11 protein-coding genes are annotated in these 11,553 nt (G+C 68.2%); 2 read left to right on the plus strand and 9 right to left on the minus strand.

Features of this window, described 5'->3' with window-relative positions:
- Positions 1–93: 93 nt before the first annotated feature.
- The 5 genes from ACX80U_RS10370 to ACX80U_RS10390 all read right to left on the minus strand — a co-directional run bounded on the left by ACX80U_RS10370 (position 94) and on the right by ACX80U_RS10390 (position 5,226).
- Positions 94–495, minus strand: coding sequence for a cytochrome c oxidase subunit 4 (locus tag ACX80U_RS10370; protein WP_133080540.1), 402 nt, complete (start codon positions 493–495; stop codon positions 94–96).
- Positions 492–2,222, minus strand: coding sequence for an aa3-type cytochrome oxidase subunit I (gene ctaD, locus ACX80U_RS10375; protein WP_133080541.1), 1,731 nt, complete (start codon positions 2,220–2,222; stop codon positions 492–494). The genes ACX80U_RS10370 and ctaD overlap by 4 nt, the downstream gene beginning before the upstream one ends.
- The gene (gene ctaC, locus ACX80U_RS10380; protein ID WP_133080542.1) at positions 2,222–3,094 is read right to left on the minus strand and encodes an aa3-type cytochrome oxidase subunit II; all 873 of its coding nucleotides are present in this window, start codon (positions 3,092–3,094) and stop codon (positions 2,222–2,224) included. The genes ctaD and ctaC overlap by 1 nt, the downstream gene beginning before the upstream one ends.
- A 171-nt stretch (positions 3,095–3,265) precedes the next feature.
- On the minus strand, positions 3,266–3,646 hold the full coding sequence (locus ACX80U_RS10385; protein ID WP_133080543.1) for a HesB/IscA family protein: 381 nt from the start codon (positions 3,644–3,646) through the stop codon (positions 3,266–3,268).
- Positions 3,647–3,801: 155 nt separating this feature from the next.
- Entirely contained in the window at positions 3,802–5,226 is a 1,425-nt protein-coding gene (locus ACX80U_RS10390; RefSeq protein ID WP_208741180.1) for a dipeptidase, read from the minus strand.
- Between the two features lie 116 nt (positions 5,227–5,342).
- On the opposite strand from ACX80U_RS10390, the gene ACX80U_RS10395 reads away from it, so the two are divergent.
- Entirely contained in the window at positions 5,343–5,933 is a 591-nt protein-coding gene (locus tag ACX80U_RS10395) for a DUF3043 domain-containing protein (RefSeq protein WP_133080545.1), read from the plus strand.
- Between the two features lie 92 nt (positions 5,934–6,025).
- Here ACX80U_RS10395 and ACX80U_RS10400 read toward each other — a convergent pair whose 3' ends face one another.
- Positions 6,026–7,111 carry a quinone-dependent dihydroorotate dehydrogenase gene (locus ACX80U_RS10400; protein WP_459268336.1) on the minus strand — a complete coding sequence of 362 codons (1,086 nt, stop codon included), beginning with the start codon at positions 7,109–7,111 and terminating at the stop codon, positions 6,026–6,028.
- 81 nt (positions 7,112–7,192) lie between these two features.
- On the opposite strand from ACX80U_RS10400, the gene ACX80U_RS10405 reads away from it, so the two are divergent.
- Positions 7,193–8,194: an alpha/beta hydrolase gene (locus tag ACX80U_RS10405; RefSeq protein WP_459268337.1), complete on the plus strand. Its 1,002-nt coding sequence runs from the start codon at positions 7,193–7,195 to the stop codon at positions 8,192–8,194.
- Here ACX80U_RS10405 and ACX80U_RS10410 read toward each other — a convergent pair.
- The 3 genes from ACX80U_RS10410 to leuA form a co-directional block, all read right to left on the minus strand.
- Positions 8,191–8,991 (minus strand): isoprenyl transferase, encoded by an 801-nt coding sequence (locus tag ACX80U_RS10410; protein ID WP_459268338.1) that lies wholly within the window; start codon positions 8,989–8,991, stop codon positions 8,191–8,193. The two genes, ACX80U_RS10405 and ACX80U_RS10410, sit on opposite strands and share 4 nt — an antisense overlap.
- Positions 8,988–9,734, minus strand: a complete 747-nt coding sequence (gene recO, locus ACX80U_RS10415; protein ID WP_133080549.1) for a DNA repair protein RecO — start codon at positions 9,732–9,734, stop codon at positions 8,988–8,990. The genes ACX80U_RS10410 and recO overlap by 4 nt, the downstream gene beginning before the upstream one ends.
- A gap of 72 nt (positions 9,735–9,806) precedes the next feature.
- Positions 9,807–11,549 carry a 2-isopropylmalate synthase gene (leuA, locus tag ACX80U_RS10420; RefSeq protein WP_459268339.1) on the minus strand — a complete coding sequence of 581 codons (1,743 nt, stop codon included), beginning with the start codon at positions 11,547–11,549 and terminating at the stop codon, positions 9,807–9,809.
- Between the last annotated feature and the right edge of the window lie 4 nt (positions 11,550–11,553).

The following is an 11,553-nucleotide window of genomic DNA, read 5'->3' on the forward strand; positions in this document are numbered from 1 at the left end:
GGTCCGCCTGTCCGGCGGCACTACCGACTGTACTTAAACGGAAGGGAGCCCGCACGTGGCGGGCTCCCTCGCGGTCCTTCCGGTGGACTTCTCCTAGTGCGCGTGGTCTCCGCGGCTGTACTCGAAGACCCAGCCGACCAGGGCGATCACGGCCAGGCCGAGGCCGATGTACAGGATCCAGAATCCGATCGCGATACCGAGGAAACCGGTTGCGGCCGAGATGCCGAGGACCAGCGGCCACCAGCTCCACGGGCTGAAGTGGCCCTGCTCGCCGGAACCCTCGTGGATCTCGGCGTCGAGCCGGTCCTCCGGGCGTGCACCGACGCGCTTGCCGGTGAAGGCGAGGTAGAAACCGATCATGCCGGCGAGGCCGCCGACCAGGAGGATCCCGAGCAGGCCGACCCACTCGGACCATTCCGTCAACCACCCGTAGATGATGGCGACCGGCACGAAGATCGGGACACCGAAAAGGAACAGGTTCTTTTCGATCCTCATGCTTTGGCGTCCTTCCGGTCCGCGGAGCCCAGGGCCTGGCCCACGGCGCTGTCATCGGGGGTGTGGGTCTGCTGCAGCTCGGGGTGGTGCAGGTCGAGCGCAGGGCGCTCCGAGCGGATGCGCGGCAGCGAGGTGAAGTTGTGGCGCGGCGGCGGGCAGGAGGTCGCCCACTCCAGCGAGGCACCGAAGCCCCACGGATCGTCGACCTCGACCTTCTTACCGGTCCGCCAGGTGATGTACACGTTCCAGAAGAACGGGATGAGCGACGCCCCGAGGACGAACGAACCGATCGTGGAGAACTGGTTCATCGCGGTGTAGCCGTCCTCCGGCAGGTAGTCCGCGTAGCGGCGGGGCATGCCCTCGACGCCGAGCCAGTGCTGGATGAGGAACGTGGCGTGGAAGCCGAGGAACAGCATCCAGAAGTGGATCTTGCCCAGGCGCTCGTTGAGCATCTTGCCGGTGAACTTGGGCCACCAGAAGTAGAATCCGGCGAACATCGCGAAGACCACGGTGCCGAAGACCACGTAGTGGAAGTGGGCGACCACGAAGTACGTGTCCGAGACGTGGAAGTCCAGCGGCGGCGAGGCCAGGATGATGCCGGTCAGACCGCCGAAGAGGAAGGTCACGAGGAAGCCGAGGCTCCAGAGCATCGGCGTCTCGAACGTCAGCGACCCGCGCCAGAGCGTACCGATCCAATTGAAGAACTTCACGCCCGTCGGAACGGCGATGAGCATCGTCATGAAGGCGAAGAACGGCAGCAGGACCGCGCCGGTGACGTACATGTGGTGCGCCCAGACCGTCACGGAGAGCGCGGCGATGGCGATCGTCGCGTACACCAGGCCCTTGTAGCCGAAGATCGGCTTGCGGCTGAACACCGGGAAGATCTCCGAGACGATGCCGAAGAACGGCAGAGCGATGATGTAGACCTCGGGGTGGCCGAAGAACCAGAAGAGGTGCTGCCACAGGATGGCACCGCCGGCCTCCGGGTCGAAGATGTGGGCGCCGAAGCGGCGGTCGGCGCCGAGGGCGAACAGGGCGGCGGCCAGCGGCGGGAAGGCCATCAGGACGAGGATCGAGGTGATCAGCGCGTTCCACGTGAAGATGGGCATGCGCCACATCGTCATGCCCGGGGCGCGCATGCAGATGATCGTCGTGATGAAGTTGACGCCGCCGAGGATGGTACCGAAGCCCGACAGGGCGAGTCCGAAGACCCAGAGGTCACCGCCGACGCCCGGCGAGAACGTCGTACTGGAGAGCGGCGCGTAGGCGAACCAGCCGAACGAGGCGGCACCCTGCGGGGTGATGAACCCGGAGACGGCGATGGTGCTGCCGAACAGGAAGAACCAGAAGGCCAGGGCGTTCAGGCGCGGGAAGGCGACGTCGGGCGCGCCGATCTGCAGCGGCATGATGATGTTCGTGAAGCCTGCGAACAGCGGAGTCGCGAACATCAGCAGCATCACGGTGCCGTGCATCGTGAACAGCTGGTTGTACTGCTCCTTGGTCTGCAGGACCTGCATGCCCGGTTCGAAGAGCTCGGCGCGGATGACCAGCGCCATCACGCCGGCGAAGCAGAAGAAGACGAACGAGGCGATCAGGTACATGTACCCGATGGTCTTGTGGTCGGTCGAGGTGATCCAGCTGACGACGATGCGTCCCTTGGACCTCGGGACCACGCGGGGAGCGGCTACGGTGCCGGCTTCCTCAAGGGTGTATTCGAAGGTGGACATCAGCTGCTGCTCCTGGCTGGGTCGGTATCGGGGTCATCCTCGGGGTAGGAGTCGCGGTCGTACTCGTCGCCGAGCTGACCGTCTTCCAGCTGCGCCATCTGCGCGTCGAATTCCTCCTGCGAGACGACCTTGACGTTGAAGAGCATCTCCGAGTGGTACTGACCGCACAGCTCGGCGCACTTGCCCGCGAAGGTCCCCTCCTTGGTAGGAGTGAGGTTGATGTAGTTGGTACGGCCCGGGTACAGGTCGCGCTTCTGCAGGAACGCCGGGACGAAGAACGAGTGCTGCACGTCGCGGGCGTTGAGCTGGAGCTCGACGGACCGGTTCACGGGCAGGTACAGCGTCGGGAGGTTCTCCGGAACGCCCTCCTCGCCGTTCAGGCTGCCCTGGACGCCGGTGGAGTACTTGTCCTCCTTGACGTAGTTGAAGTCCCACGACCACTGCTTGCCGCGGACGTCGACGATCACGTCGGGGTCCTCCACTCGCGCGTCGATCGTGGCGATGTCACGCTCGGTGAAGTAGAAGAAGACGAGCACCATGAACAGCGGGATCGTCAGGTAGAAGATCTCGAGCGGCAGGTTGTAGCTCATCTGCCGCGGGTAGCCGGTGTCGTTCTTCCGGCGGCGGTACGCGACCATGCACCAGATGATCAGGCCCCAGGTGATGATGCCGACGGCCAGGGCCGCGATCCACGAGTTGACCCAGAGATCGGTGATGATCCCGGTGTGATTGGTGTTGTCCCGGTCTGCCGGAAGCCAGCCCTTTTGGGCTTCTGCCGAACAGCCGGTCAGTAGGAGGGCGCCAGCCAGCGAGAGGCTGGAGATCTTCGCGATCCTGACGCGCTTGCTACCGGTTCGGTCCTGCGAACTCACAGACGGACCTTCCTTTTCTACGTGCGTTGCCACCCGCCCATGAAGCTGCCCGGGGTGCACATCCAGTTTTACTACTCACTGTAGAGCTTACCCGTAAGACCTGCGATCTGGTGACATGCAAAAGGGCCCGGAACACACCTCGGCGGTGATGTTCCGGGCCCTTTCCGCGTGTTAGTGGAAGGAATCCCCACACGCGCAGGAGCCGCCTGCGTTCGGGTTGTCGATGGTGAAACCCTGCTTCGAGATGGTGTCCTCGAAGTCGATGGAGGCACCCGACAGGTAGGGGACGCTCATCTTGTCCACGATGACCTCCACGCCGTCGAAGTCGCGGACGGCATCGCCGTCGAGCACGCGCTCGTCGAAGTACAGCTGGTAGATGAGGCCCGAGCAGCCGCCGGGCTGGACCGCCACGCGCAGGCGGAGGTCGGTACGGCCTTCCTGCTCGAGGAGGCTGCGCACCTTGCCGGCTGCGACGTCGGACAGGGCGACCTCGTGCACAGGGAGTTCCGTGGACTCCTGCAGGGATCCTGTTTCGGTGGTCGATGTGCTCATAGTGTTTCTCCTAGCTCGGACTCCACCAGGTGTGTCCGCTCTCAGTGCCGTCCGCGGTGGAGCGCGCACGGCTTTGGTCAATCGTACGCCGGGCCCGCATCAGGGATAACGGCCGGGAGGGCGGAAACATTTCCGCCCTCCCGGCCCGTCCGTGACTAGCCGGCGGTGAGCCCGCCGTCGTTGATGCGGGCGAGCAGGATCGCCTCGGCGAGGACGGCCTTCCTGAATTCGTCGAGGTGCAGCGATTCGTTGGCGCTGTGCGCCCGGGAGTCCGGGTCCTCGACCCCGGTGATGAGGATCTGGGCGGAGGGGAAGAGCTCGGTGAGGTCGGCGATGAAGGGGATGGATCCGCCCATGCCGGCTTCCACGGGCTTCACGCCCCAGGCCTCCTCGAGCGCCTCCAGTGCGAGGCGCGATGCCGGTTCGCTCGTGTCCGTCCGGAAGGGGCTGCCGGTCTCCCCCGGCGTGAACGTGACCTTCGCACCGAAGGGCGCGTGGGATTCGACGTGCCGCCGGACCGCCTCCATCGCGGCCTGCGGATCCTGGCCGGGAGCGAGCCGGAGGCTGAACTTCGCCCGTGCCCGCGGGAGGAGCGTGTTGGAGGACAGAGCAACGCTCGGGATGTCCATGCCGATGATGGACAGGGCGGGCTTGTGCCACAGCCGCGAGGCGATCGACCCCGTGCCCGCGAGCTCGACGCCGTCGAGCACCGACGCGTCCGCGCGGTAGTCCTGCTCGGCGTAGTCCACGGACGCGTGGTCCCCGCCTTCCAGGCCCGCGACGGCGACGTCGCCGGCGTCGTCGTGCAGGGTCGCGATGAGGCGCGCGAGGAGCGTCGGGGCGTCGAGCACCGGTCCCCCGAACATGCCGGAGTGCACCGCGTGGTCGAGCACCTGCACCTCGATGGTGCCGTCCACGAGGCCGCGCAGGCTCGTGGTGAGCGCCGGCACGCCGACCTTCCAGTTGCTTGAATCGGCGACGACGATCACGTCGGCCGCGAGGTCGTCCCGGTAGGTCTCGAGGAACGAGCGGAAGGTCGGCGAGCCCGCTTCCTCCTCCCCCTCGATGAAGAGCGTGACGCCGACCCCGAACGAGTCCCCGAGCACCTCCGTCAGGGCTCCGAAGGCTCCGACGTGGGCCATGATGCCCGCCTTGTCGTCGGCCGCGCCACGGCCGTAGAGCCTGCCGTTCCGCTCCGTGGCGACGAAGGGCTCGGTCTCCCAGAGCGCCGGATCGCCCGGCGGCTGGACGTCGTGGTGGGCGTAGAGCAGGACGGTCGGCCTGCCCTCGGCCGCAGCGCGACGGGCCACGACGGCGGGACCGCCGGGAGCGCCGTCGTTGTCGACGCGGAGGATGCGGACGTCGTCGATGCCGACGCCCCGGATCAGCTCGGCCACGGCGTCGGCGCTGCGGTCGAGCTCGTGCGCGTCGAAGGCCTCCCAGGCGATGCCCTGGATGGCGACGAGGGACGAGAGTTGCTCGACGATGCGCGGGAACGCGGCATCGATGCTCGCTCGGAGCTGCTCTCCGACGTGCGAGGATCCCTGTGGTTGCCCGGTGGAGGTGTTCATGGAAGTCATGCCAGAACCCTACACACGCGGACGGCGCCGGTGGTGTCGCAGCGCACTCCGGAGCGGCAGCGGCGACGCTCGGCGCGGAGCGACGCCTCCCGGCCGCGAACCGCTATCCTGAAGGGGTGTTCGGACGAAATAAAGAAGCCCCCTCTGCCCAGGAAGTCGTCGACGGCGCTTCACGTACCCCTGAGGCGCAACGCGCACAGGGCAAGGGCGCCCCGACGCCCAAGCGCAGTGTGCAGGAGGCCGCGCGCAAGCGTCCCCTCGTGCCGAACGACCGCAAGGCGGCCCGTGAGCAGAGCCGCGCCGGCGTCCGCGACGACCGCGCAAGGATGCGCCAGGCCCTCGACACCGATGACGAGCGTTACCTCCCGCTGCGGGACAAGGGCCCCAGCCGTCGCTACATCCGGCAGTTCGTCGATGCCCGCGTGAACATCGGTGAGTTCCTCATGATCGCTGCGCTGGTCTTCGTGATCCTGAGCTTCTTCCAGTCCCTCGCCGTGCAGAGCGCCGTCCTGATGGCGTTCTGGGTGCTCATCGTCGCCGTGATCGTCGACTGCGTGCTGCTGCGCCGGAAGCTGAAGAGGAAACTGACCGAGAAGTTCGGTGCCCCGAACCAGGGTGACCTCTGGTACGGCGTCACGCGGGCACTGCAGTTGCGCCGTCTGCGCCTGCCGAAGCCCCAGGTGCGCCGGGGCCAGTACCCCTCCTGACCGGTCCAACGACCGGGAGCACGACGACAGAAGCCGGGCCCTCGGGCCCGGCTTCCGTCGTTCCCGGTCGTCGACGTGGTCCTCCCGGAACCTCAGGTCGCGGATCGGGAGGACCGTGACCGCAGGAGGCCGCGGTTGATGCGCCGGGCCCAGAACGGGCCCTCGTAGAGGAACGCGGTGTAGCCCTGGACGAGTGTCGCACCGGCGTCCAACCGCTCGACGACGTCCTCGGGTGTCTCGATCCCGCCGACGGCGACGATGGCGAGCTTGTCCCCCACGGCAGCCCGCAGGCGCTTCAGGACCTCCAGGGACCGGGCCTTCAGGGGTGCGCCGCTCAGGCCGCCCACCCCCTTGGCCATCACCGTGGCGGCGTCGGTGGTGAGGTTCTCGCGCGTGATGGTGGTGTTGGTGGCCACGATGCCGTCCAGCCCCAGGTCCAGCGCGAGGGCTCCGACGTCGTCGATGTCGGAGTCCGTCAGGTCGGGCGCGATCTTGACGAGGAGCGGCACATGCCGGCCCGCCGCCTCGTCCGAGGTGCGGCGGACCGCCTCGAGCAGTGGCCGCAGGGACTCCGCACTCTGGAGCAGACGGAGGCCCGGGGTGTTGGGCGACGACACGTTCACCACGAGGTAGTCCGCCACGGGTGCCAGCTGATCGGCGCTGACGAGGTAGTCGGCGATCGCGTCGGCGATGTCCACCTTCTTGGTCTTGCCGATGTTGACACCGACCACGGGTCGCTGACGTGTCCCGTACCGCCGTGCAAGCCGGTTCCGCGCCGATCGCAGGCGTGGAGCGACGGCGGCGGCGCCGTCGTTGTTGAAGCCCATGCGGTTGATGACGGCCCTGTCCTCCACCAGCCGGAACAGGCGCGGAGCGGGGTTGCCGGGCTGGGCCCGGCCGGTGATCGTCCCGATCTCGATGTGTCCGAAGCCCAGTGCGGTGAGAGGCAGCACTCCCTTGCCCGCCTTGTCGAAACCAGCCGCGAGGCCGAACGGGGACGGGAAGTCCACACCGAAGGCGGTCGTGGCGAGGCGGGGGTCCGGGGCGCAGAAACGGCGCAGGGCCCAGCCGGCGGGGGTGAGGTCCACGGCGCGGATGAGGGCGAAGCCGATCCTGTGGGCCCTTTCGGCGTCCATCCCGGAGAAGACGATCCGGAAGAAGGTCGGGTAGATGCGCATGCACCCAGAATTCCACGCGGAGCGGGTGCGCACCAACTCAGGAAGCCCCCCGGCTCGGGACACCGGAGGTAGTGTCGGAGGATGGACGGGCGCTGGTCGGAGGACATCCTAGGAGCGCCGTTCCGCGCGCTCACGCTGCCCCTGCCGCCCGACGACGAGGGCCCGCGCGTCGCGACCCTGGTGGCCCACGAGCCCGAGGACGTCCCACGGCTCCGGTCGGGGCCCGCGCGGGCCGTGCTCTACGTGCACGGTTTCAGCGACTACTTCTTCCACTCGGAGCTGGCGGAGACCCTGCATGCCCGGGGGTGGGACTTCTTCGCCCTGGACCTCCACAAGTACGGCCGGAGCCTGCTGCCGGGCCAGACCCCGGGGTTCGTCACCTCCCTCGACGACTACGACGCCGACTTCGAGGCCGCGATCGACGCGCTCCGGAGCCGGCTCGCGGCACGGCACGGCCCGGGGACGGTGGTGGAGATCGCGGTGATGGCGCATTCGACCGGCGGCCTCACCGCCGCCCTCTGGGCCGCCCGCAACCCCGGCCGCCTCGCGGCCCTGGTCCTCAACAGCCCGTGGCTCGACACCCAGGGCAGCGCGCTGCTGCGGACCGCCGCGCAGGGCATCCTCGACACGGTGTCCCGCCGCCGCCCGAAGACACGATTGCGGCTTCCTGCCCTGGGCTTCTACTTCCGGAGCATCAGCGACACGCGCGACGGCGAGTGGACCATCAATCCGGCGTGGCGTCCGGAGGCCGGCTTCCCGATCAGGGCAGGCTGGCTGGCAGCGGTCCTGGCCGGGCATGCGGCCCTCGCCCGAGGGGTGTGCATCGATGTGCCGGTGCTCGTGCTGTGTTCGACGGCATCCACGATCAGTGGGACCTGGAACAGCTCGATGCTGGAGACCGACAGCATCCTCGACGTCACGCCCCTGGTGCGCCGTGCCGCGGAACTCGGTACCACCGTGACCATCCGCCGGCTGCACGGCGCGCTGCACGACGTCTTCCTCTCCCACCGGGACGTGCGCCGGCAGGCCGCGAGCTTCACCGCGTGGTGGCTGGACTCGTGTGTACCCGCGGGCCCGCCCTAGGTGGACGGCCCGTCGGACGCCCGGTCCACCGCGCCGCCGTACCTGCGGTCGCGCGCGGCGTACTCCTCGATCGCACGCCACAGGGTCCGTCGGTCGACGTCGGGCCACAGGGTGTTCATGAACACCATCTCCGCGTAGGCGGACTGCCAGAGCATGAAGTTCGACAGCCGCTGCTCGCCCGACGTGCGGAGGAACAGGTCGACGTCGGGCAGGTCGGGTTCGTCGAGGTACCGCTGGATGGTCTTCTCGCTGACCGACGAGGCCTTCAGGGTGCCGGCGGCGACGTCCTCGGCGATGGCCCTGGCGGCGTCGGCGATCTCGGCACGACCCCCGTAGTTGACGCACATCGTGAGGGTGCAGGTCGTGTTGAGAGCGGTGTGGCGCTCCGCGTCCTCCAACTCGCGGATGACCGACTGCCACAGCTTCGGCCGACGCCCGGACCAGCGGATGCGGACGCCCCATTCGTCGAGCTGGTCGCGCTGGCGCCGGAGCACGTCCTTGTTGAACCCCATGAGGAAGCGGACCTCCTCGGGTGAGCGTTTCCAGTTCTCGGTGCTGAACGCGTAGACGGAGACGTGCTTGACGCCGATCTCGATCGCGCCGGCCATGACGTCGAGCAGCGCCGCCTCACCGGCCCTGTGCCCTTCCGTCCGGGGCAGTCCCCGCTCGTTGGCCCAGCGGCCGTTGCCGTCCATGACGATCGCCACGTGCTCGGGAACGAACTGGCGCGGGATCGGGGGAACCTGCTCACCGCTCGGGTGGGGCCACGGCGCCACGGGTCGAACAGGGTTCTTCATATGCGCTCCACGTGTTTGAGGGAGGCGACCCCGCGTTCGAGGTGCCATTGCAGATAGGCGGCGACCAGTCCGGCGGCCTCACGGCGTGCGCCGCCCTCCGAGGCGTCCGCGATGGTCCAGTCCCCGGTCAGCAGCGCCGCGAGCAGGTCCATGGTCGCGGCCGAGGGTGATGCGGCTCCGGGGGGCCGGCACACGGGACAGACCGCTCCGCCGAGCGGGGCGGAGAACGCGGTGTGCGGCCCGGGCGCGGCGCACCGGGCGCAGTCCGTGAAACTCGGGGCCCATCCCGCCGTCGCCAGTGACCGGAGCAGGTAGGAGTCGAGGATGAGTTCCGACGGGTGCAGGTCGCGGCTGAGGGCGGAGAAGGCACCCGCGACGAGGGCGTACTGCGCTCCCCCGGCCTCTCCGATGTCGGTCAGCCGTTCCGCCGTCTCGGCGATGGCCGTCGCCGCGGTGTACCGGCCGTAGTCGGAGGCGATCCCGTGCCCGTAGGCGCCCTTCGTCTGGGCCTGCGTGACGACGTCGAGATTCCGCCCGTGTGCGAGCTGGAGGTCGACGGACATGAACGGTTCCAGGCGGGAGCCGAACTTGCTGGTGGTCCGGCGTACGCCCTTGGCGACGGCACGGACCTGGCCGTGGTCCCTCGTCAGGAGCACGATGATGCGGTCGGCCTCACCGAGCTTGTAGGTACGCAGGACCACGCCTTCGGTGCGGTAGGTGCGCGATGCTGAGGAGGAGGCCACAGTCTCATTCTTCCACCTGCCACCCCCGCGGCAATCGTTCCGCGCGGGGGTCGCAGGGCGGAGAGGGCTCGGTCAGGCGGCGTCGCGGATGGCGCGGTTCACGGCCGAGACGACCGCCTTGAGGGCTGCCATCGTGGTGTTCGCATCGATCCCGACGCCCCACAGCACCCGCTCGCCCACGGCGCACTCCACGTAGGCGGCGGCGCGCGCGTTGCCGCCCGAGGACAGGGCGTGCTCGGTGTAGTCGAGGACGCGGACGTCGACCCCGTCCTGGCTGAGGATGGCCAGCAGGGCATCGATCGGTCCGTTGCCCTGCGAGGTCTTGCGCTGCTGGACACCGTCGACGAGGAGGGTCGCGACGAGCTTGAAGGAGCCGTCCTCCGCCGTGTCCGTGTTCACCGAGGTCAGCTCGTAGTGGCCCCAGGCCCCCGCGCCGCCCTCGGCACGCATGGGCAGGTACTCGTCCTGGAACGCCGACCACAGCTGGGCACCACTGACCTCGCCGCCCTGCGTCTCCGTGCGGCGCTGGACGACGCCGGAGAACTCGATCTGGGCGCGGCGCGGCAGGTCGAGGCTGTGCTCGCTCTTGAGCAGGTAGGCCACGCCGCCCTTGCCCGACTGGGAGTTGACGCGGATGACGGCTTCGTAGGAACGGCCGATGTCCTTGGGGTCGATCGGCAGGTACGGCACCGCCCACGGGAGGTCGTCGACGCCGACCCCGGCCTCTGCGGCATCGCGCTCCATGCTCTCGAAGCCCTTCTTGATCGCATCCTGATGCGATCCGGAGAACGCCGTGAAGACGAGGTCGCCGCCGTAGGGCGACCGCTCCGGGACGCTGAGCTGGTTGCAGTACTCGGCCGTGCGGCGGATCGAGTCCATGTCGGAGAAGTCGATCTCCGGATCGATCCCCTGGCTGAAGAGGTTCATGCCGAGCGTCACCAGGTCCACGTTCCCGGTCCGCTCACCGTTGCCGAACAGGCAGCCCTCGATGCGGTCGGCACCGGCGAGGTAGCCGAGCTCTGCGGCGGCCACACCGGTGCCGCGGTCGTTGTGCGGATGCAGTGACAGGATGATGCTGCTGCGGTCGGCGAGATTCCGGTTCATCCACTCGATCGAGTCCGCGTAGACGTTGGGCGTGGCCATCTCGACGGTGGCAGGCAGGTTCAGGATCATCTGCCGGTCCGCGGAGGCCTCGAACACGGCCGAGACCTCGTTGCTGATGCGCGCCGCGAACTCGAGTTCGGTGCCGGTGAAGGACTCCGGGGAGTACTCGTAGGTGATCGCGGTGTCGCCCATGTTCTCCTCGAACTTGCGGCACAGGCGGGCGCCCTGGAGGGCGATGTCGATGATGCCGTCCTGGTTCTGGTTGAACACCACGCGGCGCTGCAGCACGGACGTCGAGTTGTACAGGTGGACGATGGCGCGGTCCGCGCCCTCGAGGGATGCGTAGGTGCGTTCGATCAGGTGCTCACGCGACTGCGTCAGCACCTGGATGGTGACGTCGTCGGGGATGCGGTCGCCCTCGATCAACTGGCGGACGAAGTCGAAGTCCGTCTGCGACGCCGATGGGAAACCGACCTCGATCTCCTTGTAGCCCATGCCCACGAGCAGGTCGAACATCTTGTGCTTGCGCTCGGCGTTCATCGGATCGATGAGTGCCTGGTTGCCGTCGCGCAGGTCCACGGCGCACCAGCGGGGCGCCTTCGTGATGACGCGGTCCGGCCAGGTCCGGTCGGGGAGCTCCACGGAGATTTGTTCCTGGAACGGGCGGTACTTGCCGAACGGCATACCTGATGACTTCTGTGCGTTTCGCATGGGG

It is taken from the genome of Arthrobacter sp. TmT3-37 (assembly GCF_054510835.1).